This is a genomic window from Amycolatopsis sp. cg9, from assembly GCF_041346945.1.
Taxonomy (GTDB): Bacteria; Actinomycetota; Actinomycetes; order Mycobacteriales; family Pseudonocardiaceae; genus Amycolatopsis.
Genome location: NZ_CP166850.1, coordinates 1,355,871 through 1,379,228, shown reverse-complemented (window position 1 = coordinate 1,379,228; position 23,358 = coordinate 1,355,871). Strand labels below are relative to the sequence as shown.

The window sequence follows — 23,358 nt, the reverse complement described above, 5'->3', positions numbered from 1 at the left end:
GGCCACCTTCAGGAACTTCAAGTTCCTGAAGGTGGCCTTCACGGCGTTCAGCGGCTGCCGCGCGGGAGGACCAGGAACGCGGTGAGGGCGGCCGCGGCGACGAGGGCCGCCGCCCAGGCCGACGCCGTCGTGTAGCCGTGGACGATCGCGGACGGCGTGGTCAGGCCGGCCGAAGCCGCGGTGGCGATCGTGTTCAGGGCGGCGGTGCCGAGGGACGCGCCCACCTGCTGCGACGTCGTCACGAACGCCGAGGCCGCGCCCGCGTCGCGCGCGCCGACGTCACGGGTCGCGACGTTCAGCACCACCGGCATGCACAACCCGGCTCCGACCCCCAGCAGCAGCTGCATCGGCAGGACGACCGCCACGTAGGACGCGTCCGGGGTCAGCCGCGTCGCCGCCAGCAGCCCGCAGGCCAGCAGGAGCAAGCCGCCCGCCAGCAGCGGCCGCGGGCCGACGCGCGGGAGCAGGCGGCCCGAAAGCTGCGTCGACGTCAGCATGTTCGCGCCCAGCGTCGGCAGGAACGCCAGGGCCGCGGCGAGCGCGCCGTAGCCCATCACGATCTGCAGCTGGTAGGTCAGGAACAGGAACATCCCGAACGCGCCGAACGAGGCCGCCCCGACGGTCAGGTAGGCGACGGCGCGAGCGCGGTCGCGCACCACCGCGAGCGGCAGCAGCGGGTGCGGGTGCCGGGCCTGGCGCAGCGCGAACCAGCCGAGGAGTGCCACCGAGAGCGCGAGGAAACCCAGTACTGGCAAGGAAAATCCTTGAGTGGCCACTTCGGACAGTGCGTGCACGAGCAGGACGACGCCGCCGCAGCTGAGCGCCGCACTGGTCCAGTCCAGCCGGGTGTCGCGGTGCGCGGCCGTCGGTGGCACGGCGAACCAGGCGCCCAGCCCGGCCAGCACGGCGATCGGCACGTTGACGTAGAGGCTCCAGCGCCAGTCGAGGAACTGGGTCAGCGCGCCGCCGACGGTGAGGCCCAGCGCGGAGCCGGACATCATGATGGCGCTGAAGATCCCGAACGCCTTACCGCGTTCGCGCGGGTCGGTGAAGGTGAGCGTCAGCAGTGACATCGTCGACGGCGCCAGCAGCGCGGCGAACACGCCCTGCGCGGCCCGCGCCCCGATCAGCCAGCCCGCCGACGGGGCCGCGCCGCCCACCGCGGACGCCACGGCGAACCCCGCGATGCCGGCGAGCAGGGTGGTGCGGCGGCCGAGCCGGTCGGCCAGCCGGCCGCCGAGCAGCAGCAAGCCGCCGAACGCCAGCGTGTACGCCGAAATCGTCCACTGGCGGCCGGTGTCGGACAGGCCCAGCGCGCGCTGGGCCGAGGGCAGGGCGATGTTCACGACGGTCGTGTCGAGCACGACCATCAGCTGGGCCAGGCCCAGCGCGGCGAGCGCGAGCCAGCGGCCCGCGACGCGCGGTGGCGCGGCTGTGGTCATGGTGAACCCCCGGGGTAAGCTGTGGATGCATTGCTTGTCGGCCGACAAGCAATGCCAAGCTAAGTGATTGCTAGTCGGCCGTCAAGTAAGTTGAGGAGCGGAGCATGGCCGGGCGGCGCACCGACACGCGCGAACGCATCCAGCGCGTCGCGCTCGAACTGTTCGCCGAGCAGGGGTACGAGGGCAGCTCGCTGCGGGAGATCGCCGAGCGGCTCGAGGTGACGAAAGCCGCGCTGTACTACCACTTCCGCACGAAGGAGGACATCGTCACGAGCCTCCTGGAGGACTGGGGCGCGGCGCTCGACGACCTCCTCGGGCGCGAGACCCGGCCCGACCGGCTGCTCACCGAGTACGCCGAGCTGGTCGAGCGCCGGTTCGGCCCGGTCATCGGCCTGGTGCAGCGCAACGCGACGGCGTTGAAGGCCATCGCCGCGGGCGCCGGTCTCGCGGACCGGATGCTCCGCCTCCACGAGCGGCTGTGCGGCGGGTCCGACGACCCCGAAGCGAGCCTGCGGGCGCGGCTCGCCCTGGTCGCCGTGCAGCTCACCAGCGCCGAAGGCGGCCCGGAAACCCCGCCGGCGGTCGCGCTCGCCGTCGGGCTGGACATCCTTTCTCCTGGTCGGAACGCGGACACGTAGGCTGGTCGGGTGCTCGCCGTAGTTCCGCCCCCAGTCACCGTCCGGGTCCCGGCCAAGGTCAACCTGCACCTTTCGGTCGACGACCTGCGCGAAGACGGTTACCACGAGCTGGTGACCGTGTTCCAGGCGCTGTCGCTGACCGACGAAGTGACCGTCGCGGTCGCCGACGAGCCCGGCATCGAGGTCTACGGCGAGGGTGAAGGCACCGTCCCGACCGGCCCGGAGAACCTGGCCTGGCGCGCGGTCGAAGCGCTGTCCTCGCACGTCGGGCGCACCGGCGAGCCGAAGGTCCGTGTGGTGCTGCGCAAGGGCATCCCGGTCGCCGGTGGCATGGCGGGCGGCAGCGCCGACGCGGCGGCGACCCTGGTCGGGCTCGCGTCGCTCTGGAACCTCGACGTCACGCGCGACGAGCTGGCCGAGATCGCGGCGGGCCTGGGCAGCGACGTCCCGTTCGCGCTCTACGGCGGCACCGCGCTGGGCACCGGCCGCGGCGAGCACCTGGTCCCGGTGCTGTCGCGGCACACGTTCCACTGGGTGCTGGCGTTCGACTCCGAAGGGCTGTCGACGCCCAAGGTGTTCAAGGAGCTGGACCGGCTGCGCGCGGCGGGCAACCCGCCGCGGATCGGTTCGCACACCCCGGTCGTCGAGGCGCTGGCTTCGGGCGACCCGCGCCAGCTGGCCCTCCTGCTGGGCAACGACCTCCAGGCGGCGGCGGTCTCGCTGCGCCCGGAGCTGCGCCGCACCCTCCGGGCCGGCGTCAACGCGGGCGCGCTCGCGGGCACGGTCTCCGGCTCCGGCCCGACGTGCGCGTTCCTCTGCGAAGACGCGCAGTCGGCCGTCGAGGTCGCCGCGGAGCTGTCGGGCGCCGGTGTCTGCCGCACGGTCCGCGTGGCCCACGGCCCGGTCCCCGGCGCCCGCGTGGTCGGCGGCGACGACGCCCCCCGCCCGGCGCCGCCGCGGGTGCACGCGTGAAGCACGCGGAATTCGCGTTCCCCGGCCCGCTGCGCGACAAGCTGGTCGCGGCGATCCTGGCCGGGGAAAAGACGACGACCTCCGCACTGCTGGTGGAATACGAGCGGGCGGGCGAAGCGTTGCCTTCCGTTGGCGAGCGCGAACTCGTGCTCGACTCCGCCGGCGCCGGGGTCGCGGTCATCGAGACCGCTCAGGTGCGCGTTCTCTCACTGTCCGAAGTGGACCTCCGGCACGCGCTCGGCGAAGGCGAGGGCTTCACGAGCGTCGCCGAGTGGCGCGCCGGGCACGAGGAGTTCTGGCAGAGCGCCGAAATGCGCGCCGCCGTGGAGGATCCGGAATTCACCGTGGACGACACGACGCAGGTCGTGGCGACGCGGTTCGTCATCGTAGAGAGGATCGGCTGAGCGGATGGCCAACCTGGTCAACCTGGAGTCGGTGAGCAAGTCCTACGGGATCCGCCCGCTCCTGGACGGCGTTTCGCTCGGAGTCGCGGCCGGGCAGCGCATCGGCGTCGTCGGGCTCAACGGCGGTGGCAAGACCACGCTCCTGGAAGTCCTTTCCGGACTCGCCGAGCCGGATTCCGGGCGGGTGAGCCACGTCGGCGGCCTGCGGATGGCGGTCGTCACCCAGCGCACGGAGCTGCCGGACGGCAGCACGGTCGCCGACGTCGTCCTCGAACGCTACGGCGCCGAGCACGAGTGGGCGGCCGACGCGCGGGTCCGGTCCATTGTGGACGGGCTGGGGATCACCGCGATCGGGCTCGACAAGCCGACCGCGAACCTCTCCGGCGGCGAGCGGCGCCGGGTTTCCCTGGCCGCCGCGCTCACCGGGGAGCTCGACCTCGTCGTGCTCGACGAGCCGACCAACCACCTGGACGTCGAAGGTGTCCGCTGGCTCGCCGACCACCTGCTCGCGCGCCGGATCGCGGTCGTGGTCGTCACGCACGACCGGTGGTTCCTCGACACCGTCGCGACCCTGACGTGGGAGGTCGCGAACGGCCGTGTCGAGCAGTACGAAGGCGGTTACGCCGACTGGATCTTCGCCCGCGCCGAGCGCGCGCGGCTCGCGGCGACGGCCGAGGAGAAGCGGCAGAACCTGGCCCGCAAGGAACTCGCGTGGCTGCGCCGCGGCCCGCAGGCGCGTTCCTCGAAGCCGCGCTACCGCGTCGAAGCCGCCGAGGCGCTGATCGCCGACGTCCCGCCGCCGCGCGATTCCGTCGAGCTGCAGGCGTTCGCCAAGCGGCGCCTCGGCAAAACGGTGCTGGAGCTGGAAGACACGACGTACGCGGTGGGCGATCGGACGCTCCTCGACCACGTCACCTGGCGGATCGGCCCGGGCGACCGGATCGGCCTGGTCGGGGTGAACGGCTCGGGCAAGACGTCGCTGCTGAAGCTACTGGGCGGCGACGTCGAGGCGTCGACCGGCCGCCGCATCGAGGGCAAGACGGTCGCGCTCGCGCACCTGCGCCAGGAGCTCGACGACCTGCCCGGCGACCTGCGCGTGCTGCAGGCGATCGAGCAGGTGGCCGGCCGCGTGGTGTTCGGCAAGCAGGAGATGACGGCGTCGCAGCTGGGCGAGAAGCTCGGCTTCCCCCAGGCCCGCCAGTGGACCCCGGTCGGCGACCTCTCCGGCGGCGAGCGGCGGCGGCTGCAGCTGTGCCGCCTGCTGATGGCCGAGCCGAACGTGCTGCTCCTCGACGAGCCGACGAACGACCTGGACATCGACACGCTGCAGCAGCTGGAGGACCTCCTCGACGGCTGGCCGGGCACGATGGTCGTCGTCTCGCACGACCGCTACCTGGTGGAACGCGTCTGCGACACGATCGTCGCCCTCTTCGGCGACGGCCGCATCACCCACCTGCCGGGCGGCATCGAGGAGTACCTGAACCGCCGCTCGGCCGCCAAGGAGGTCACCGGCCCGGCACCGTCCGCCGCGAAGGTGGAGGCGAAGAAGTCCGCGGCGGACCTGCGAGCGGCCCAGAAGGAACTCGGGCGGCTGGAGCGCAAGCTCGACCAGCTGCACGCGAAGGAGGAGAAGCTCCACGCGTCCCTGCTGGCGGCGGCGACGGACCCGGCGAAGCTGATGGAGCTCAACGCCGAGCTGAAGGGCGTCCAGGGCGAGATCGAGGACGTCGAGGGCCGCTGGCTGGAGACGTCCGAACTGCTGGAGTGACCCGGGTGCTCGGGCCGCACGACGCCCTCGACGGGCCGGTCCGGCGGATCGCGGTGGCGGGCCCGGCGGGGTCGGGCAAGTCGACCCTGGCGCGGACGCTGGGGGAGCGGCTCGGGGTGCCGTACGTCGAGTTCGAGTCCTTCTTCCACGGCCCGGGCTGGACCGTGCGGGAAACCTGGCAGGCCGACGTCCTCGCCCACCTGGCCGGCGACGCCTGGGCCATCGAATGGCAGGGCGAACCGGTCCGGGAGCGGATGACGGCGCGCCTCGACGTGCTGGTGTGGCTCGACCACCCGCGGGCCCTGACGACGACCCGGGTCGTGCTCCGCACGCTGAAACGCCGGGCCGGCCGGGGTTCGAAGATCCCCGGGGGCAACGTCGAAGGGCCGCTGCGCACTTTCTTCACCGACCGCGACCACATCGTCCGCGTCTCGTGGCGCTACCACCCGATCCTGCGCGCCCGGGTCCGCCGGACCATCGACGAGAACCGCCACCCCGGTCTCGTCGTCGTCCGGTTGCGGGGGCAGCGCCAAGTCGACAGCTGGTTGCGTGGCCCGGTTTCCGCGTTGGCGGGCGGATGTTGACGCCGAGACAGTAATGTTCCCGCCATGAGCAGGTTCGTGGACACGCTGGTCGCCACCGCGACGGGGCGGGGACAGCAGCGGGGCATGGTCACGGGGGAGCCGAACGAGCCGGTTCGGCGGACCTGGGCCGAGGTGCACCAGGAAGCGCGGCGGATCGCCGGTGGGCTGGTCGCCGGTGGGTTCGAACGCGGGGGTGCCGTCGCGGTGCTGGCCGCGGCGCCGGTGCTGATCGCGCCGACCGTACAGGCCGTGTGGCTCGCCGGGGGCAGCGTCACCATGCTGCACCAGCCGACGCCGCGCACCGATCTCGCCGAGTGGGCCGAGGACACCGTGCGGGTGCTCGGGATGATCGGGTCGAACCTGGTGCTGCTGGGCGAGCCGTTCGACCAGCTGGCGCCGGTGCTGGCGGAGAAGGGCATCGGCTTCAAGCTGATCAGCGACCTGACCGGCGCCGAGCCGCTCGCCGAAGTCGTCGGCACCGACGAAGGCGAAACCGCGCTGCTGCAGCTGACCAGCGGTTCCACCGCCGACCCGAAGGCCGTGCGGATCACCTACGGCAACCTGTACTCCAACGTCAAGGCCATGGTCGACCGCGCGGAGTTCGACTTCGACGTCGACGTGATGGTGTCCTGGCTGCCGACCTTCCACGACATGGGCATGGTCGGCTTCCTGACCGTGCCGATGACCTTCGGCGTCGAGCTCGTCAAGATCACGCCGGTCGAGTTCCTGTCGGGGCCGTTGATCTGGCCCCGGCTGATCACCAAGTACCACGGCACGACGACGGCGGCGCCGAACTTCGCCTACGCGATCGTCGGGCGCCGGATGGCCCGCGTCGACGACGAGGACTTCGACCTCTCGAAGCTGCGCATCGCCCTCAACGGTGCCGAGCCCATCGACGAGACCGCCGTCCAGACGTTCGTCGACGCCGGTGCCCGGTTCAAGATGCCGGCGGAGTGCGTCTTCCCGGCCTACGGCATGGCCGAGGCGACCCTGGCCGTCTCGTTCGCGCCGCTGTTCACCGGGCTGACCCTCGACGTCGTCGAGGCGGACGCGCTCGAGGCCGGCAACCGCGCGGTGCCGGTCCCCGAGGGCGACCCGCGGCGCGGCACCGACGACGTCCGGTCGTTCGCGCTGCTCGGCCGTCCGCTGGACGGGCTCGAGGCGGAGATCGTGAACGAGGCCGGTGAGCGTGTCGGTGACCGCGAAGTCGGCGAGATCCGGCTGCGCGGCGAGGCCGTGACGCCCGGCTACCTGACTATGGACGGCCCGCTCGCCACCCAGGACGAGAACGGCTGGCTCAACACCGGCGACCTCGGCTACCTGGTCGACGGCCAGATCGTCATCTGTGGCCGCCGCAAGGACGTCATCATCATGGGTGGCCGCAACCTGTACCCCACGGACATCGAGCGCGCGGCGACCTCGGTCGAAGGGGTGCGGGCCGGCAACGCGGTGGCGGTCCGGCTGGACGCGGGCAGCCGTCGCGAGCGTTTCGCGGTGGTCGTGGAGTCGAAGCTGGCCGGTGACGCCGAGGCGGAGAAGAACCTGATGAAGCAGGTCTCGGCCCGGGTCCGCGACGCCGTCGACATGCGCCCGTACGCGGTGGTCGTGCTCCCGGCGGGCAGCCTGCCCAAGACGCCGTCGGGCAAGGTCAAGCGCGCGGCCACGGCGACCCAGTTCGCGGACAAGATCAAGAAGAACGCCGACGCCTGACGCGTCACTTTCCCTATGAAAGTGACGCTCCCGGAGGCCCGGAGGCGGCACTTTCATAGGGAAAGTTCCACTCAGCGCTGTTGGAGGCGTTCGGCGCGCAGGGTGGGCGGGGTGGCGCGGTCGGCGGTGGCTTCGGCCGGGGTGCGGGCGCCCGGCAGGTCCGGGGCGTGGCCCGTGCGCGTGGCGAGCTGGTCCTCCACCGCGTCGAGGAACTCGTCGACTTCGCGTTCGTCGTAGCCGCGCTTGCCGATCAGCGGCTTCGCGAACACCACGTGGTGCACTTCGGCGGCGGTCAGGTCGTCCTCCTCGGCGAACGTCTTGGCGATCCGCCGGACGAACTCGTCGACCTCGTGCTTGGCGTAGCCACGGCGGCCGATCGGGGCGTTACCGAAGGTGACCTCGGCGAGGTCTTCGGCGGTGAACGACATGCAACTCTCCGATTCCGGGGTTGGGCGGTGCGAACTGCCGTACACCGTCCTAGCCCGCGAACAGGCTCCCCCGGAAGGGGTGGACCTCGAAGCTCACCCCGACGGGCGGCCGCCGTCCGCCTGTGAGTGAGCCGGGACTACGCAGCGCTGTGTGGCCGGTTTCACACCGCTCAGGTGCGGCCGAACCACTTCCGGGGGCCCTGCGGACGCTGCTCTTCGACCACCGGCCGCGGGTTGCGCAGCTCCACGAGCGCCGCTTCGGCCTCGTCCAGGAACAGGTCGACCTGGGCCTGGTCGTAGCTGCGCATGCCGACCGGCATGATCGTGAACTCGACGTAGTGGATGTCGTCCGCGGTCAGGATGTTGCGGCCGGACAGCGCCTCGGCGATCAGGTCGAGGAACGCGTCGACCTCGTCCTCGTTGTAGCCGCGCCGGCCGAACCGGGGTTTGCCGAAAGCGATCGCCCGGACTTCGTCAGGGGTCATGGCTTCACCATCCCACCCATGTCAGCCCGCGTGGAAGGCGTTTTGCGCGGCCGCCAAGCCGGTGCCGACGAGCGCCTCGATCGCGTCCGCGCAGCGGTCCACCTCGAACGGGAGCTCCTTGCGCTCGACCGTCGAGAAGTCCTTCAGCACGAAGTCCGCGGGGTCCTGGCGGCCGGGCGGGCGGCCGATGCCGAAGCGGACGCGGTAGTAGTCGCGGGTGCCGATCGACTTCGTGATCGAGCGGAGTCCATTGTGGCCGTTGTCGCCGCCGCCGAACTTCAGCTTCAGCGCACCGAAATCGACGTCCAGCTCGTCGTGCACCACGACGACGCCGGTCGGCGGCACCTTGTAGAACCGCGCCGCGCCGACCACCGGCCCGCCCGAGAGGTTCATGTACGAGCGCGGCTTCACCAGCACGACGCGGCGGCCGGCCAGCCGGCCCTCGAGCACCTCGCCGCCGGTCTTGTGCGCCTTGAACTTGCCGCCGATGCGGGCGGCGAGTTCGTCCAGCACCATGAAACCGACATTGTGCCGGTTTCCGGCGTACTGGGGTCCGGGATTGCCGAGGCCGGCGAGCAGGATCAGCTCGCCGGCCCCGGGCAGGTCTTCGGTCACGCGGTAATTCTATTATTCGGCGGCTTCGGCCGACTCGTCGCCCGCTTCGTCGGCGTCGTCGTCGGACTCTTCACGCTGCGGCTCGTTGACGGCCACGACGAGCGCCTCCGGGTCGGTGACCAGGGTCGCGCCCGAGGGCAGCTCGACCTGGCCCGCCAGGACCTGGGAGCCGATCTCGAGGCCCTCGATCGAAACCTCGAACTGCTCGGGGATGTGCAGCGCCTCGACCTCGACCTGCAGGGTGTCGACGTCCTGGTTGACCAGGCCGCCCGGGCCGGGGTTGCCGGTGACGACGACGGGGACGTCGACGACGATCTTCTCGCCGCGCTTCACGACCAGCAGGTCGACGTGCTCGATGTAGTTCTTGAGCGGGTGCACGACGATGGTCTTCGTCAGCGCGAGCTCGTCGGAGCCCTCGATGGCGAGGGTGATGACGGCGTTCGAGCCGTTCTCGCGGACGACGCGGGCGAACTCGATGGCCGGCAGCGCGAAGTGCCGCGGGTCCGAGCCGTGGCCGTACAGCACGGCGGGGATCTTGCCGGCGCGACGCGTGCGACGCGCGGCGCCCTTGCCGAACTCGGTGCGCGGCTCGACGGACAGACGTACCTCGGACACGGTGTGGCACTCCTTCAAATCACGAACATGGTGCGGGAGACAGCATGCTGCGGCGGGGATGCTTGCGTTGTTCTGTTCAGGCGGTTGCGTTCGGCGGCGAGTTTCGGGCGTGCACGACAGCCGGGGCTACTCGAGCCGCCGCGTCGATCACGCCGGGCACCCCAGAAGGGCCCCGCCTCGCCGAGACAACCTCAAGAGTGTAAACCAACCTCATCACGGTGGGTTGCGGCGGGGGCACCGACCAGGCTAGAACCCTCCTGAACCCCGGTGCGTGACGACACAAATCCGGTGGCGGGACTTCACCGGCCGAGGTGCACTCGGACGCAGCGGGAGAGCGAGGGGCGATGCGGGCTGGACGGGGCATGGCGGCGGCGGTGCTGCTGCTGGGCGGACTGCTCGCGGGTTGCCAGGTGGCGGTGCCTGGCACCGCCGGCGTCTCCGCGGCCGACCGGCAGACGGCGGAGCGGCGGGCCGAGCAGCGCGCCGCGGTCGACGCCGCGCTGACCGCGCTGGGCCAGGCGCCCGCGGTCGCGCTCAAGGCCACGGTCAAGGGCGCCGAACAGCAGTTCCGGGTCACCCGCGGCGGTACCGCCGTCGGCGGGGTGCCGCTCGAAGGCGGGGTCGTCCAGGTCGCGGCCGTCGGCGGCCAGTTCTACCTCCAGGCCGACGCCGACTACTGGAAGGCGCACGCGATCGACGAGGGCACGCAGTTCGGCACGAGCTGGGTGCGGTCGCTCGGCTCCGAGCTGCCGCTGGACCCGGCGGCCCGGTTCGCCCCGGCCGCGCTCGCCGACGGCCTCCGCAAGGCGCTGGCCGGCCTGGACCGGCTGGGCGAGCCGGTCAAGGCGAAGCTCGCGGACGGCACCGAGGTCTACCAGCTCGGCGCCGCGCCGAGCGTCCTGCGCGTCACCGCGGCCCGGCCGAACCGCGTCGTCAGCTTCGCGCCGGCGCTGCTCGACCCGCAGGCCGGGCCGAAGTACGGCGCCGAGTTCCAGGTCGTCCCGCTCGCCGGGGACGCGCTGAAGGCGTTCCACACCGACCTCGACACCACCGTCGGCGCACTCGGCTCGCCGTTCGAGGGCCTGGTCCAGGCCAGCGCCGTGGTCACCAACGACAAGCTCGACTGCAAGGACTTCGTCGGCTCCTGCACGACGACGGTCGACGTCTCCACCAGCGTGGTCGGCTCGCCCGCGGGCGGCGAGAAGAGCGTCGTGCACATCAACCTCTCGGTCGAGGTGAGCGCCGATTCGCTCGGCGCGCAGACGTGCACGACCGCGGCCGACGCCGAGCCGTACGCGACGGTCAAGATGTCCTGCACGGTCAAGTTCAAGCTGCCCAACAAGACGGCCAGCTACCAGGTCCTGTCGAAGCCGAACGCGACCGCGGAGGTCCGCGCGGCGCTCGACGCCAACGCCGTGAAGCAGAAGGTGGCCGCGGAGTTCGCCGGCCTGGGCGGCTGACCTGGACACCTACCCGGGGGTGCGTTGCTCCCGTTGAAGTAGGTGATCTTCCGTTCTTAACATCGGCCTCGAAGGCCGATGACAACGGAGGAGATCCAATGGCCAAGCTGGTGGTTTTCGGGGCGACGGGGTACGCGGGCGGCAAGATCGGCGCCGAGGCGCTGCGCCGCGGGCACGAGGTCGTCGGGGTCGCGCGCAACGAGGGTTCGGTGCCCGAAGGCGTCGAGGCGCGGCAGGGTTCGCTGCACGACGAGGAGTTCGTCGCGCAGGTCGCGAAGGACGCTGACGTGATCGTGGTCGCGACGCCGGCGCGCGCGATCGACGGGAAGAAGCTGATCGACGCCGTGCCCGGGCTGGTCCGCGCCGCGCGCGAGAACGGCGTCCGGCTGTCGTTCGTGGGCGGGGCGTCGAGCCTGCTCGTCGCCGAGGGCGGCCCGCGGCTGTTCGACACCCCGGAGTTCCCGGACGAGTACAAGGAAGAAGCGGGCAACCACGCCGAGGTGCTGTACCTGCTGCGCGAGCAGCCGGACGACCTCGACTGGTTCTACGTCAGCCCCGCCGCCGAGTTCGGCGCGTGGATCCCGGGCGAGCGCACGGAGAAGTTCCGCATCGGCGGCGACGTCCTGCTGACCGACGAGAACGGCAAGTCCGTCATCGGCGGCGACGACTACGCGATCGCGTACGTCGACGAGATCGAGCAGCCGAAGCACCGCCGCGCGCGCTTCACGGTCGCTTACTGAAGTTCGCGGATCACCGGCGCGAACGCTTCGAGGAACGGCTCGAACACGGTGATGTAGGTGAAGCCGTAGCGTTCGCGCCGCGCCACCAGCTGCCCGGCGATCTCCTCGACCGTGCCCAGCACCAGCTGCGGTGCGTCGAGGAGTTCGCCGGCGTCGGCGACGGCGCTGCGCTCGGTCTTCTCGTGCCACGCCTCGGCGGCCGCGCGCCGGTCGTCGGTGACCTCGACGTGCTGGACGAGCATGTTGTACTCGACTTCGCGCGTCGCCCTGGCCCGGAAGAACGCGACGCGCTCGTCCATCGCCTCGGCGTTGTCGAGCTTGAAGGTGCCCGGCGGTTTCCCGGGCTGCTGCCGGAGCCCGGCGAACCCGACGACGTCGGCGTGCCGGGCGGCGAGGTCGAGGACGCCGTCGCTGTTGCCCGCGACGAGCAGGCGGGGCTGGGCGATGCCCTCGTCGTCGAAGTGCTTGCGCAGGTGGCCGATGCTTTCGCCGAGGTAGCCGATGCGCGTCGCGGCGTCGTGCCACGGCAGGCCCGCGTCGTCGAACTCGCTCTTCATGTGCCCGGCCCCGAGGCCGAGGTCGAGGCGGCCGTCGAGCAGCGCGGCCGTCGAGGAGGCTTCGCGCGCGAAGAGCGCGAGGTTGTAGAAGGGCACATTGGACACGAGCGTGCCGAGCCGCGGCCGTTCGGTGACGGCGGCCGCCATGGCCAGCACCGGGAACGGCGCGAACCGGCCGGTGCCGAGGTGGTCGGGCACGGTGATGGCGTCGTAGCCGAGCTCTTCGGCCCGCCGGCACTTGGCGATCCAGGCGTCGCGGCTGCCGATCTCGCGGAGGCTGACGCCGAACTTGAAGTTCCCCATGCCGGCGACGCTAGCGCCGGAGACCCCCGCCGGGCGCGGGGTTTCGCGCCCGGCGGACGGGTTCAGGCGTTGCCGTCGAAGAGGGACGTAACCGAGCCGTCTTCGAAGACCTGCTGGATGGCTTCGGCCAGCATCGGGGCGATCGACAGGACCGTCAGGCCCGGGAACCGCTTCTCCGCCGGGATCGGCAGCGAGTTCGTCACGATGACCTCGCGCGCCTTGCACTGCGAAAGCCGCTCGGTCGCCGGGTCGGACAGGATGCCGTGGGTCGTCGCGATGACGACGTCCGCCGCGCCCTCGTCGATCAGGGCCTCGGTGGCCTTCACGATCGTGCCGCCGGTGTCGATCATGTCGTCGATCAGGACGCAGAGCTTGCCCTCGACCTTGCCGACCACGCGGTTGGCCACGGCCTGGTTGGGCTTGTCCGGGTCGCGCGTCTTGTGGATGAACGCGATCGGCCGGTCACCCAGCTGCTGCGCCCACTTCTCCGCCAGCCGCACGCGGCCCGAGTCCGGCGAGACGACCGTGATGTCGGCGTCGCCGTAGGTGGCCTTGATGTGGTCGGCCAGCACGGTCTGCGCCATCAGGTGGTCGACCGGGCCGTCGAAGAAGCCCTGGATCTGCGCGGTGTGCAGGTCGACCGTCATGATCCGGTCGGCGCCCGCGGTCTTGAACAGGTCCGCGATCAGCCGCGCCGAGATCGGCTCGCGGCCCTTGTGCTTCTTGTCCTGGCGCGCGTACGGGTAGAACGGCATCACGACGGTGATCCGCTTCGCGCTCGCCCGCTTGAGCGCGTCCACCATGATCAGCTGCTCCATCACGTACTCGTTGATGGGCGTGGTGTGCGCCTGGATGACGAAGGCGTCGGTGCCGCGGACGGACTCCTCGAACCGGACGAACAGCTCGCCGTTCGCGAACGTGTGCGCCGTCTGCGGGGTGATCGTCACGTTGAGGTGCTTGGCCACCTCTTCGGCGAGCTCCTGGTGCGCGCGACCGGAGAAGAGCATCAGATTCTTCTTCGGCGTGCCTTGCTTCGGACTCATGCTGGCGACTCCCCGTCGGTTCCTGCTGCTGACTCGGCGTCGAGGGCGGCCTGGGCCGCCTCCGCCGCGGGCGTACCCGGCCGGCGCCGGATCGCCCAGCCTTCGATGTTGCGCTGCGGCGGCGCCGACACCGCGAGTGTGCCCGGCGGGACGTCCTCGCGGATCACGGCACCCGCACCACTGTAAGCGCCGTCACCGACCTGCACCGGGGCGACGAACGTGTTGTCCGCGCCCAACCGGACATACGACCCGATAACGGTGCGGTGCTTGTTCACGCCGTCGTAGTTCACGAACACGCTGGAGCAGCCGATGTTGCTGTGCTCACCGATCGTGGCGTCGCCGACGTAGGTCAGGTGCGGCACCTTCGTGCCCGCGCCGATGTCGGCGGACTTCGTCTCGACGAACGCGCCGAGCTTGCCCTTTTCACCCAGCTTGGTGCCCGGCCGCAGGTAGGTGAACGGGCCGACGTTGACGCCGTCGCCCAGCTCGGAGTCCGAACCGTGCACGCGCACCACCGAGGCGCGGGCGCCGATGGTCATGTTCGTCAGGGTGCTGTCCGGGCCGACCGTCGTGCCTTCGCCGACCGACGTCGTGCCCTTGAGCTGCACGCCCGGCTCGATGACGACGTCGCGGGAGAGGGTCACGCCGGCGTCGATCCAGGTCGAGGCCGGGTCGACGACCGTGACGCCCTCGCGCTGCCAGCGCTGCACGATCCGGCGGTTCAGCTCGGCGCCGAGCACCGACAGCTGGACGCGGTCGTTGACGCCCTCGGTCAGCCACGGGTCGTCGACGACCAGCGCGCCGACGTGCAGCCCGTCGCCGTTCGCGATGCCGAGCACGTCGGTGAGGTAGAGCTCGCCCTGCGCGTTGTCGGTCGAGAGGCGCGAGAGACCGTCACGCAGCACAGCGGCGTCGAAGGCGTAGACACCCGAGTTGATCTCGGTGATCTCCGCCTGCTCCGGGGTGGCGTCCTTGTGCTCGACGATCCCGGTGACCTTGCCCGCCGCGTCGCGCACCATGCGGCCGTAGCCGGTCGGGTCGGCGACCACGGCGGTGAGCACGGTGACCGCGTTCTTCGCCTCGGTGTGCTCCTCGAGCAGGGCGCGCAGGGTCTCGGTGTCGAGCAGCGGGACGTCGCCGTAGCTGACGAGCACGGTGCCGGTCAGGTCGGCGGGCAGGGTCGCGAGCGCGCACGAGACGGCGTGGCCGGTGCCCTTCTGCTGGTCCTGCACCGCGGTGCCGACCGCGCGGCCGAGGGTGCCGGCGACCTGGGCGAGGCGTTCGCCGACGGCTTCGCGGCCGTGGCCGACTACGACCACGAGGTGCTCGGGGTCCAGGCCGGCGGCGGCCCGGACGGCGTGCTCGACCAGGGGGCGCCCGGCGATCGGGTGCAGCACCTTGGGCGTCGAGGAACGCATGCGGGTGCCCTCACCCGCGGCGAGGATCAACGTGCTCAGCGGGCCGGTCAACGGCGCTCCCAACGGTTACCAAAGGATGGCTTCTGTCGGGCACCGATCCTAACTGTGGTCCTCGGCGTCCCACGCGGGGTCGGTCGGAGGGGCCTCGCTCGCCCACGCGGCTGCCGGGTCGGCGGCCATCGAGTTCGCCGACGCCACCTGGTTGCCGCCGCCGCGTTTCGCCTGGTACATGGCCGCGTCCGCGCGGGCGAGGACCTGCTCGCCGCGCTCCTGCGGCCGCAGCGAGACGAGCCCGATCGACAGCGTCACGCCGTGCGAAAGGTGGTGCGGCAGGCCTGCGACGGACTTCACGGCGCGGCCGAGCGCCATCTTCGCCGCGGACGCCGGCGTGCCCGGCAGCAGCACGATGAACTCGTCGCCGCCGTAGCGCGCCACCAGGTCGTCCCCGCGCAGGGCGTCACGAAGCGTGCTCGCGACGACACGCAGCACGTTATCGCCTTCGGCGTGCGACTGCTTGTCGTTGACGCCCTTGAAGCCGTCGAGGTCGACCAGCGCGACGGCGAGGGGCTGCGCGTCGGCCGACGAGGCGAGCTGGCGCAGCTTCTCGTCCAGCGCGCGCCGGTTCGGCAGGCCGGTGAGCGGGTCCTGCAGCGCCTGCTGGGTGATCGCGCCGTGCTCGGCGGACAGCCGTTCGTGCTCGCGGCGGGCGTTCAGGGTGGCGATCTGCGACTCGCGCAGGCTCCACATCTCGGACTCGAGCCGGGTCGCGTAGTCGATCAGCGACTGGCTCGCCCCGGACGCGTAGTCCGGGCTCGTGTCGAGCCGGGCCAGCTCGCGGGCGATGTTCAGCCGCATCGACGGCTGCGAGGTGTCGTCGCCGAGGAACTCGCGCGCCGAGCGCAGCACGTCGAGGGCCTCTTCGCGGCGGCCGCCCTTGTCCAGGCAGCGGGCCAGCGCGATCGCGACGATCTCGCGCTCGCCCGGGTAGCCGGTGCCTTCGTGCAGCGCCCGGAGCCGGTCGATCTGGTCGGTGGTCGGGCTGTGCAGCGCCTGCGCGGCGGCGAGGACGCCGACCTGGTCGACGGCCGAGACGTTCGCCTTCCGCGGGAAGAGCGACTCGGTGAAGGGGCCCTCCGCGGCGACCGCCATCGACGCGGCCGTGCGGAACTTCTCGGCGCTCTCGTCGTACTCGTCGATGCGTTCGAGCCGCAGGCCCCAGCCCAGCAGCATCTTGACGCGGTTCATCAGCTGCAGCGTGATCTCGTGCGGGCTCGCGCTTTCGCGGATCGCGCTCGCGGCGCGGCCGATGACCTCCTCGGCGGCTTCGTAGACGCCGAGCTGGTTCAGCACGATCCAGCAGTCGTTCAGCGTCGACCACAGCATCCGGTTCCACTGGCGGATGCCGACCTGCCGGTTCGGGATCGCGGAGTCGTCGAGGATCGCCAGCGCGCGGGCGATCTCGGTGAGCGCGGGGTCCTCCTGCGCGGCGATGACCAGGCGGCGCCCGCGCAGCGCGTGCGCGTCGGCCCGCAGCAGCGCGAGGCCGTGGCGCCGGGTGTGCGCGAGCATCTCGTCGAGCCGCGGCTCGGCCTCGGCGGCCAGGCCCTTGGTGATCAGCCGCGCGATGGCGGAGGCGCGCAGCAGCTGCGCGACCATGGTCGGCTCGCCGCGGCGCTGGGTCTCGTCGAGCAGCTCGTCCATCAGTTCGACGATCTGGAGCTGCTGCGTGTACTCCTGCCGCTGGACCGCGGCGATCAGTTCCCGCGCGCGCCCGACGAGCCAGGCGTCGGACATCTCGGCCAGGGCGGGACGCCTGGCCGCCACCGGGTCGGTCGCCTCGTCGGTCAGCGCCAACCTCCCGGTGTCGTGGGTTCGGGTCCTTCTGCTGCTCCGCCGCCAGGATTCGAACCTGAACTGTCAGAACCAAAATCTGAAGTGCTGCCGATTACACTACGGCGGATCGAACCTGGTCAGGATAGCGACGATCGGGTGTCGTCCGCGCGGGGGATGCGTTAGCGCCCAGTCCGCCGGGTACTCCGTTCCGAACACCGGGTGTGTGGGTTCAGGCACTCCCCAGCCGCCGGAACCTCCTGTACCGTAACTTACGGCATCGTAGGTTAGGGCACCCTACGTCAAAGGGCTGCCCGCGTAGGGAGAAGTGAAGCGTATGACGGCCACGCTCGACCGTTCTCAGCCCGCCGGGGAGCCCTCGGCACCCAAGGGGCCCAAACCCGTCATCGAAGGCACGCGGGGCATCGGCGTGCAGCTGTCGGTCTACTTCGGCGTGATCGCGCCGCTGGTGGCACTGCTGGTCGCGGTGCCGTTCGCCTGGGGCTGGGGACTGAGCTGGGTCGACGTCGGCATCTTCGTCGTCTTCTACGCCATCAGCGGGCTCGGCATCACGGTGTCGTACCACCGCTACTTCACGCACGGCTCGTTCAAGGCCAAGCAGTGGCTGCGCGTGCTCATGGCCATCGCGGGCAGCATCGCCCTGCAGGGCCCGGTGATCACCTGGGTCGCCGACCACCGCCGCCACCACGCGTTCTCCGACCGCGACGGCGACCCGCATTCGCCGTGGGCGTTCGGCACCTCGCCGTGGGCCATCGCGAAGGGCTTCTGGCACGCGCACATGGGCTGGCTGTTCGAGCGCGACCAGACCAACGCCGAGCGCTTCGCGCCCGACTTGGTGAAGGACCCGGCGATCAAGAAGGTCGACGACCTGTTCTGGCTGTGGTCGCTCGTCAGCCTGGCGCTGCCGGCCCTGCTGGGCGGGCTCATCTCGTGGTCGCTCTGGGGCGCCGTGACGGCGTTCTTCTGGGCGGGCCTGGTGCGCATCTGCGTGCTGCACCACGTCACCTGGTCGGTCAACTCGATCTGCCACATGATCGGCGAGCGCCCGTTCGCCGCCCGCGACAAGTCGGCGAACTTCTGGCCCCTGGCCATTTTCTCGTTCGGCGAGTCGTGGCACAACCTGCACCACGCCGACCCGACGTCCGCGCGCCACGGCGTCAAGCGCGGCCAGATCGACATCTCCGCGCGGCTGATCTGGATCTTCGAGAAGTTCGGCTGGGTGCACGACGTCCGCTGGCCGACCCCGCAGCGCCTGGCCCGTATCGCGACGGAAAAGAGCTAGTCAACTAGGCTGCGACAGTGGCGGGGAGACGACGTTCGAAGCGTGAGCAGCAGGTCACCGGGGCACGTCCGGCCGCCCCGGTGACAAGGGTGCGGATGACCGGCAGCGAACGGCGCCGCCAGCTGCTGAACGTGGCACGGGCGCTGTTCGCCGAGAAGGGCTTCGACGGCACGTCGATCGAGGAGATCGCGCACCGCGCCAACGTGTCGAAGCCGGTCGTGTACGAGCACTTCGGCGGCAAAGAGGGCATCTACGCGGTGGTCGTCGACCGCGAAACGCAGCTGTTGCTGGACCGCATGGTCTCCACGCTGCACGGCGGCCACCCCCGCGTGATGCTCGAACAGGCGGCCACGGCCCTGCTGTCGTACGTCGAGGATTCCCACGACGGCTTCCGCATCCTGGTGCGGGATTCGCCGGTGGCGAGTTCGACAGGCACGTTTTCGACGGTGCTGAACGACATCGCGAGCCAGGTCGAGCACATCCTGGCCCAGCAGTTCGCGGCCCGCGGCTACGACGAGAAGCTGGCGGCACTGTACGCCCAGGCCCTGGTGGGCATGGTCGCGCTGACCGGCCAGTGGTGGCTGGACGCGCGGAAGCCGAAGCGCGACGAGGTCGCGGCCCACCTGGTGAACCTGGCGTGGAACGGGCTGTCCCACCTGGAGCACAAGCCGAAGCTGCGGCTGGGGTGAGGGCTTCGGCCGTCAGCCGAGCCGGCCGGTCTCGTGCAGGTGGTCGAAGATGAGCTTGTCCACCGCCGAAACCCGATCGCGGTCCGCGTAGGTCAGCCAGGCGATCTCTTCGATCTCGCTGCTGGCGGCCGGCGTGCCCGTGTACTCCGCGGTGTAGCAGGTCATCCGGACCAGGGTGCCCGCCGCGTGGCCGTGCGCCTCCGCCTCGAACACGCCGGCCGGGGCGATCGACGCCGGGGTGATCTCGACGTCGAGTTCTTCGCGGATCTCGCGGACCAGTGTTTCGGTGTCCGATTCGCCCGGCTCGCGCTTGCCGCCGGGGAGGTAGTACACGTCCTTGCCGCGTGAGCGGGTGCTGAGGACGCGGCCGTCGACCGCGTGCAGCCAGGCGATCTTGTCGATCACCGCAGCTCACCGGCGTCGTGCAGGTGGTCGAAGATCAGCTGGGCGACCAGGGACACCCGCGGCCGGTCCGCGTGGGCGAACCAGGCGATCTCCTCGATCTCGCTGCTCGCCTTGAGCGTCCCCCGGTAGTCCGCCGTGTAGGCCGCCGTCCGGACCAGGGTGCCTGCCGCTTTGCCATGGGCCTGGCCTTCGAACGTGCCCGCCGGGGCGATCGTCGACGGCGTGACCTCGACGTCCAGTTCTTCGCGGATCTCGCGGATGAGCGTCTCGGTGTCCGATTCGCCCGGCTCGCGCTTGCCGCCGGGCAGGTAGAACTTGTCCTTGCCGCGGGACCGCGCGGCCAGCACGCGGCCGTCCACGACGTGCAGCCACTCGACCTTGTCGATCACGCCAGTCCCGCCAGCGCCTCGTCCGTCGTCACGACCGTGCCGAGCCGCGGGAAGATCTTCGTGATCGCGTTCTCGTGGGAGATCTCGGAAAGCGCTGTCATCGCGTCGGAGACCGCCACCGTGTCGTAGCCGTGGTCGGACGCCGCGCGCAGGGTCGACTCGACGCCGAACTCCGTCGCGATGCCGCCGAAGTACACCGTGCGGACGCCCTTGCCGCGCAGGAACTCGTCCAGGTCGGTGCCGGCGAAGCCGCCGATCGCGTACTTCGTGACGATCTTGTCGTCCTGCGCGTCGAAGACCACCTCGTTGCCCGGCGGGTTGTCCGGCCGGGACACCTTCACGACCACCACCGGGGCGCCCGCCCCGCGGAAGGCTTCTCGCAGGCGCAGGGCGTTCGCGACGACCTCTTCGCCGCGGTACGGCGTGGTCGGCAGCGCCACGATCCGCTCCTGCAGGTCGACGAGCACGAGCGCGGACGTGGCCGGATCGATCTTGGTCATGCCCCGATCCTAGGCACTAGGGTCGGGGCATGGGGAACAACCGGGAAGTCGTGGTGACCGGCGGCGGCACGGGCATCGGCTACGCGGTCGCGGCCGCCTTCGCCGGCGACCGCGTCACGATCACCGGCCGCCGCGAACAGGTGCTCACCGAGGCCGCGACGCTCCTGGGCGCGCGGCCCGTCGTGTTCGACGCCGCCGATCCCGCGGCCGTCGAAGCCGCACTGGCGGAGTTGCCGGACCGCGTCGACGTGCTCGTCAACAACGCCGGCGGCAACACGGACTTCCTCGACGCGGAAGGGGAGGGGCTCGCCGGCTTCGCGGCCGCGTTCGAGCGGAACCTCCGGTCCAATGTGGTCAGTGCCGCCCTGGTGACGCACGCGCTGCGCGAGCGCTTCGCCGACGGCGCCCGGATCGTGACGATCGGCTCGATCGCCGCCCACACCGGCGCCGGGTCGTACGGCGCCGCGAAGGCCGCGGTCGAGGGCTGGAACGTGAGCGTGGCCCGGGAGTTCGGCCCGCGCGGGATCACCGCGAACGTCGTCGCGCCCGGGCTGGTCGGCGACACCGAGTTCTTCCACGGGCAGCTCAGCGACCGCCGTCGCGAGTGGCTGGTCGGCAACACGATGAACAAGCGACCGGGCACCCCGGAGGACGTGGCCGCGGTGGTGGCGTTTCTGGCGAGCCCCGCCGCCGGGCACGTCACCGGCCAAGTGGTGCACGTCAACGGCGGGGCTCACCTGGGGAACTGACGGCTTCTCGGTGCCCGGCCGCGGGGCCGGGGTCGTGGCTGGAGGCCGGTCCCCGATCGCCAGGTCGGCGATGGCGCCCGGGGACCGGCGCGGTGCTGCCGCGGGAACGCTATCTTCGGACCGCGTCCAACACTCGTCGGGGGCGGGCGAAAACTCTTGGTACGAAACATGTTCCGCGATCAAGCCCCCGGGCGACAGTGTTCCGGGCACCGGCTCGGTGTGTTTTTTTCATGATCACGCGGGCGTGACCTTCAGCAGCTTGTCGTCGGCGCCGTCCGATGTCGTCACGTACAGGGCGCCGTCCGGGCCGCTGCGGACCGCGCGGAGGCGGCCGAACTTGTCGTCGAACTCCGGCGGGAGCGTGACGTCGAGGACCTTGCCCGCCGGGTCCAAGTGGTACAGCAGCAGCTTCTGGCCCTTCAGCGCCACCACGACCAGCGCGCCGTCGTTCGGGCCCCACTGGGCGCCGGTCAGGAAGGCGTCGCCGCTGATCGCCTCGGTGATCTTGCCGGACGTCCACAGTGGACTCACCGCGTCCGGGAAGCGCTTGAGGTCGGTCATCGGGACGCTCTCGTCGTAGCTCGAGTCGGTGCCGCCCTTCGACGGGTCCCAGCCGTAGTTCGCGCCCGGCTTGAGGAGGTTGACCTCGTCGTCGAACGTCGGCCCGTGCTCGGCGGTGATCACCTGGCCGCTGCCCGGGCGGATCGCCACGCCCTGGACGTTGCGGTGGCCGTAGGTGTAGATCAGCCGCTCGTGCGGGTCGGACGACGTGATGAACGGGTTGTCCGGCAACGGGTTCCCCGTCTTCGCGTCCAGCCGCAGCACCTTGCCGCCGAGGGAGTGGCGGTCCTGGGCGATCGACGCGCGGGCGGTGTCACCGGTGCCGACCAGCAGCGCGCCGTCCGGGGCGAACGTCGGGCGGCAGCCGGAGTGGCGGCCGCTGGGGTTCACCGGGAGCCCGGTCAGCAGGTCCTTCACCTTGGTCGCGCTCGCGCCGTCCTCGGCCAGCTTCCACGTGACCAGCCGGATGTCGACGGCCTTGCCGCCCTCCTGGTGGTCCTGGCACGTGATGAACTCGCGGCTGGTGGTGAAGTCGGGGCTGACGACCATGCCGAGCAGCCCGCCTTCGCCCTTGACCAGCACGTCGGAGAAGTCGGCGCGGACTTCGGCCGCCTTCCCGTCGCGGACCAGCGCGAGCTTGCCGGGCCGCTGCGGCACGAGGATGCCGCCGTCGGGCAGGAACCCGACGTCCCAGCCGTGCTCGAGCCCGGCCGTCACCGTCTCGACCTTGAACTTCCCGCTCGAGGCCGACGGCGTCGCCGCGGGCGGGACGCTCTGGACCGGCTCGCTCGCCGCCCCCGAACAGCCCGCGACCAGCAGGGACACGACACCGATGAGACCCAGCACACGCCGCATAGGGCTCATCCTGCCATCAACCGGTGAAATCACCGTTCGCCACCGCGCGGGTCAGGAACTCCAGGTCGCCCGCGGCCGGGAGGTGGTGTCCGGCGCCCGGCAGCAGGTCCACCTCCGCGCCGGCCGCCGTCAGCCGCCGTGCCGTCGTCGCCGAGTCGACCATGGCGTCGTCCGCCCCGGCGACCGCGTACACCGGCATGGTCAGCCGGGCCAGCGCCGCGTCGTCGAAGACCGGGAACGGGCCGGTGCGGTACCGGTAGTTCGCCGACACGAGCAGTTGGTGCTCGACGACCGGCGACGACTCCGGCTCGCCCAGCGTGCCCGCCACGGACTTCCGCCGTCCCTTCTCGCCCAGCAGCGCCAGCAGCACGGCCTTGACCACGAACCCCTTCTTCATCGGGCCCAGCCCGATCGGGCACCGCAGCGCCAGCGCCGCGACGCGCGCGGGCCGCCGGATCGCGTGGTCGAGGGCGACCCAGCCGCCGAACGACGACGTCAGGAAGGCCGCCCGGCCCACCGCGAAGTGGTCGAGCACCGCGTCCAGCCACGCCGCGTACCGGCCGCCGTCGAGCGGCGGCCGCGTCTCGGCGCTCATCCCCGGCTCGCCGATGATGTCGACCGCGTATACCCGGAACGCCCCGGCCAGAGCGGGCAGCCGCCCGGCCCACTCCGCGGAGTTGCTCCCGGAGCCGTGCAGCAGCACCAGCGGCGGCGCGCTCTCCGGACCGGACACCAGGACGAACGTCTCGCCGTCCGGCGTCGGCACGCGCACTTGATCGTGGGGGACGGGCCAGGCCCGCAAGGCGTCGAGATAGCGCTCCCTGAGCAGGCGTGCACCCGCTTCGGACTTGTATATCGTCATGAAAAATACTCTAAACAAACCTCCAAATGAGTT

At 71.2% G+C, this 23,358-nt stretch carries 25 protein-coding genes and 1 tRNA gene; 11 read left to right on the top strand and 15 right to left on the bottom strand.

The genetic code is table 11. The features are described 5' to 3' along the window. Positions 1 to 47: 47 nt before the first annotated feature. The gene (locus AB5J73_RS06165) at positions 48 to 1,442 is read right to left on the bottom strand and encodes an MFS transporter (RefSeq protein WP_370968737.1); all 1,395 of its coding nucleotides are present in this window, start codon (positions 1,440 to 1,442) and stop codon (positions 48 to 50) included. A 104-nt stretch (positions 1,443 to 1,546) separates the two neighbouring features. On the opposite strand from AB5J73_RS06165, the gene AB5J73_RS06160 reads away from it, so the two are divergent. Genes AB5J73_RS06160 through AB5J73_RS06135 form a run of 6 tightly spaced genes read left to right on the top strand, consistent with a single transcriptional unit; the run spans position 1,547 to position 7,518 of the window. Beyond that, positions 1,547 to 2,080: a TetR/AcrR family transcriptional regulator gene (locus AB5J73_RS06160; protein ID WP_370968736.1), complete on the top strand. Its 534-nt coding sequence runs from the start codon at positions 1,547 to 1,549 to the stop codon at positions 2,078 to 2,080. A gap of 9 nt (positions 2,081 to 2,089) precedes the next feature. Further along, on the top strand, positions 2,090 to 3,052 hold the full coding sequence (locus AB5J73_RS06155; protein WP_370968735.1) for a 4-(cytidine 5'-diphospho)-2-C-methyl-D-erythritol kinase: 963 nt from the start codon (positions 2,090 to 2,092) through the stop codon (positions 3,050 to 3,052). Continuing rightward, positions 3,049 to 3,456, top strand: a complete 408-nt coding sequence (locus tag AB5J73_RS06150; RefSeq protein ID WP_370968734.1) for an ASCH domain-containing protein — start codon at positions 3,049 to 3,051, stop codon at positions 3,454 to 3,456. The genes AB5J73_RS06155 and AB5J73_RS06150 overlap by 4 nt, the downstream gene beginning before the upstream one ends. A 4-nt stretch (positions 3,457 to 3,460) precedes the next feature. After that, on the top strand, positions 3,461 to 5,224 hold the full coding sequence (locus AB5J73_RS06145) for an ABC-F family ATP-binding cassette domain-containing protein (protein WP_370968733.1): 1,764 nt from the start codon (positions 3,461 to 3,463) through the stop codon (positions 5,222 to 5,224). Next, positions 5,221 to 5,808, top strand: coding sequence for a (d)CMP kinase (locus tag AB5J73_RS06140; RefSeq protein ID WP_370968732.1), 588 nt, complete (start codon positions 5,221 to 5,223; stop codon positions 5,806 to 5,808). Before AB5J73_RS06145 ends, AB5J73_RS06140 begins: the two co-directional genes overlap by 4 nt. A gap of 24 nt (positions 5,809 to 5,832) precedes the next feature. Beyond that, on the top strand, positions 5,833 to 7,518 hold the full coding sequence (locus AB5J73_RS06135; RefSeq protein WP_370968731.1) for a fatty acyl-AMP ligase: 1,686 nt from the start codon (positions 5,833 to 5,835) through the stop codon (positions 7,516 to 7,518). A gap of 71 nt (positions 7,519 to 7,589) precedes the next feature. Here the strand turns inward: AB5J73_RS06135 and AB5J73_RS06130 are convergent, their stop codons facing one another. The 4 genes from AB5J73_RS06130 to AB5J73_RS06115 all read right to left on the bottom strand — a co-directional run bounded on the left by AB5J73_RS06130 (position 7,590) and on the right by AB5J73_RS06115 (position 9,661). Next, the gene (locus AB5J73_RS06130) at positions 7,590 to 7,946 is read right to left on the bottom strand and encodes a DivIVA domain-containing protein (protein ID WP_370968730.1); all 357 of its coding nucleotides are present in this window, start codon (positions 7,944 to 7,946) and stop codon (positions 7,590 to 7,592) included. A gap of 170 nt (positions 7,947 to 8,116) precedes the next feature. Further along, positions 8,117 to 8,431: a DivIVA domain-containing protein gene (locus tag AB5J73_RS06125; RefSeq protein ID WP_086857160.1), complete on the bottom strand. Its 315-nt coding sequence runs from the start codon at positions 8,429 to 8,431 to the stop codon at positions 8,117 to 8,119. Between the two features lie 21 nt (positions 8,432 to 8,452). After that, the gene (gene pth, locus AB5J73_RS06120; RefSeq protein ID WP_370968729.1) at positions 8,453 to 9,046 is read right to left on the bottom strand and encodes an aminoacyl-tRNA hydrolase; all 594 of its coding nucleotides are present in this window, start codon (positions 9,044 to 9,046) and stop codon (positions 8,453 to 8,455) included. A gap of 12 nt (positions 9,047 to 9,058) precedes the next feature. Then, complete coding sequence (locus tag AB5J73_RS06115; RefSeq protein ID WP_370968728.1) at positions 9,059 to 9,661, bottom strand: 50S ribosomal protein L25/general stress protein Ctc; 603 nt, start codon at positions 9,659 to 9,661, stop codon at positions 9,059 to 9,061. Between the two features lie 344 nt (positions 9,662 to 10,005). Between AB5J73_RS06115 and AB5J73_RS06110 the strand changes: the two genes are divergently transcribed. Both AB5J73_RS06110 and AB5J73_RS06105 read left to right on the top strand, forming a co-directional pair. Beyond that, positions 10,006 to 11,121 (top strand): hypothetical protein, encoded by a 1,116-nt coding sequence (locus AB5J73_RS06110; RefSeq protein WP_370968727.1) that lies wholly within the window; start codon positions 10,006 to 10,008, stop codon positions 11,119 to 11,121. A gap of 98 nt (positions 11,122 to 11,219) precedes the next feature. After that, positions 11,220 to 11,861 carry an NAD(P)-dependent oxidoreductase gene (locus AB5J73_RS06105; RefSeq protein ID WP_370968726.1) on the top strand — a complete coding sequence of 214 codons (642 nt, stop codon included), beginning with the start codon at positions 11,220 to 11,222 and terminating at the stop codon, positions 11,859 to 11,861. On the opposite strand, the gene AB5J73_RS06100 is transcribed toward AB5J73_RS06105, so the two are convergent. The 5 genes from AB5J73_RS06100 to AB5J73_RS06080 all read right to left on the bottom strand — a co-directional run bounded on the left by AB5J73_RS06100 (position 11,855) and on the right by AB5J73_RS06080 (position 17,142). Beyond that, the gene (locus AB5J73_RS06100) at positions 11,855 to 12,721 is read right to left on the bottom strand and encodes a TIGR03621 family F420-dependent LLM class oxidoreductase (protein WP_370968725.1); all 867 of its coding nucleotides are present in this window, start codon (positions 12,719 to 12,721) and stop codon (positions 11,855 to 11,857) included. The two genes, AB5J73_RS06105 and AB5J73_RS06100, sit on opposite strands and share 7 nt — an antisense overlap. A gap of 62 nt (positions 12,722 to 12,783) precedes the next feature. Continuing rightward, entirely contained in the window at positions 12,784 to 13,764 is a 981-nt protein-coding gene (locus tag AB5J73_RS06095) for a ribose-phosphate diphosphokinase (RefSeq protein ID WP_370968724.1), read from the bottom strand. Next, positions 13,761 to 15,233, bottom strand: coding sequence for a bifunctional UDP-N-acetylglucosamine diphosphorylase/glucosamine-1-phosphate N-acetyltransferase GlmU (glmU, locus tag AB5J73_RS06090; protein ID WP_370968723.1), 1,473 nt, complete (start codon positions 15,231 to 15,233; stop codon positions 13,761 to 13,763). The genes AB5J73_RS06095 and glmU overlap by 4 nt, the downstream gene beginning before the upstream one ends. Before the next feature lie 48 nt (positions 15,234 to 15,281). Then, the gene (locus AB5J73_RS06085; RefSeq protein ID WP_370968722.1) at positions 15,282 to 17,036 is read right to left on the bottom strand and encodes a diguanylate cyclase domain-containing protein; all 1,755 of its coding nucleotides are present in this window, start codon (positions 17,034 to 17,036) and stop codon (positions 15,282 to 15,284) included. A gap of 34 nt (positions 17,037 to 17,070) precedes the next feature. Beyond that, positions 17,071 to 17,142: transfer RNA gene (locus AB5J73_RS06080), tRNA-Gln, on the bottom strand. Between the two features lie 207 nt (positions 17,143 to 17,349). Between AB5J73_RS06080 and AB5J73_RS06075 the strand changes: the two genes are divergently transcribed. Both AB5J73_RS06075 and AB5J73_RS06070 read left to right on the top strand, forming a co-directional pair. Continuing rightward, positions 17,350 to 18,315: an acyl-CoA desaturase gene (locus AB5J73_RS06075; protein WP_370972959.1), complete on the top strand. Its 966-nt coding sequence runs from the start codon at positions 17,350 to 17,352 to the stop codon at positions 18,313 to 18,315. Positions 18,316 to 18,410: 95 nt separating this feature from the next. Next, the gene (locus AB5J73_RS06070; RefSeq protein ID WP_125312529.1) at positions 18,411 to 19,004 is read left to right on the top strand and encodes a TetR/AcrR family transcriptional regulator; all 594 of its coding nucleotides are present in this window, start codon (positions 18,411 to 18,413) and stop codon (positions 19,002 to 19,004) included. A 12-nt stretch (positions 19,005 to 19,016) separates the two neighbouring features. On the opposite strand, the gene AB5J73_RS06065 is transcribed toward AB5J73_RS06070, so the two are convergent. Genes AB5J73_RS06065 through AB5J73_RS06055 form a run of 3 tightly spaced genes read right to left on the bottom strand, consistent with a single transcriptional unit; the run spans position 19,017 to position 20,298 of the window. Further along, complete coding sequence (locus tag AB5J73_RS06065) at positions 19,017 to 19,409, bottom strand: NUDIX domain-containing protein (RefSeq protein ID WP_370968721.1); 393 nt, start codon at positions 19,407 to 19,409, stop codon at positions 19,017 to 19,019. Then, the gene (locus tag AB5J73_RS06060) at positions 19,406 to 19,798 is read right to left on the bottom strand and encodes an NUDIX domain-containing protein (protein ID WP_370968720.1); all 393 of its coding nucleotides are present in this window, start codon (positions 19,796 to 19,798) and stop codon (positions 19,406 to 19,408) included. The genes AB5J73_RS06065 and AB5J73_RS06060 overlap by 4 nt, the downstream gene beginning before the upstream one ends. After that, positions 19,795 to 20,298 carry an isochorismatase family protein gene (locus AB5J73_RS06055; RefSeq protein ID WP_370968719.1) on the bottom strand — a complete coding sequence of 168 codons (504 nt, stop codon included), beginning with the start codon at positions 20,296 to 20,298 and terminating at the stop codon, positions 19,795 to 19,797. The genes AB5J73_RS06060 and AB5J73_RS06055 overlap by 4 nt, the downstream gene beginning before the upstream one ends. Positions 20,299 to 20,327: 29 nt before the next feature. Here AB5J73_RS06055 and AB5J73_RS06050 point away from each other — a divergent pair, with 29 nt between their 5' ends. Continuing rightward, on the top strand, positions 20,328 to 21,047 hold the full coding sequence (locus AB5J73_RS06050) for an SDR family NAD(P)-dependent oxidoreductase (protein WP_370968718.1): 720 nt from the start codon (positions 20,328 to 20,330) through the stop codon (positions 21,045 to 21,047). Between the two features lie 234 nt (positions 21,048 to 21,281). On the opposite strand, the gene AB5J73_RS06045 is transcribed toward AB5J73_RS06050, so the two are convergent. Both AB5J73_RS06045 and AB5J73_RS06040 read right to left on the bottom strand, forming a co-directional pair. Then, a complete protein-coding gene (locus AB5J73_RS06045) occupies positions 21,282 to 22,463 on the bottom strand; it encodes a sorbosone dehydrogenase family protein (RefSeq protein WP_370968717.1) in 1,182 nt (393 codons plus the stop codon). A 16-nt stretch (positions 22,464 to 22,479) separates the two neighbouring features. Further along, the gene (locus tag AB5J73_RS06040; protein WP_370968716.1) at positions 22,480 to 23,325 is read right to left on the bottom strand and encodes an alpha/beta fold hydrolase; all 846 of its coding nucleotides are present in this window, start codon (positions 23,323 to 23,325) and stop codon (positions 22,480 to 22,482) included. Positions 23,326 to 23,358 lie beyond the last annotated feature (33 nt).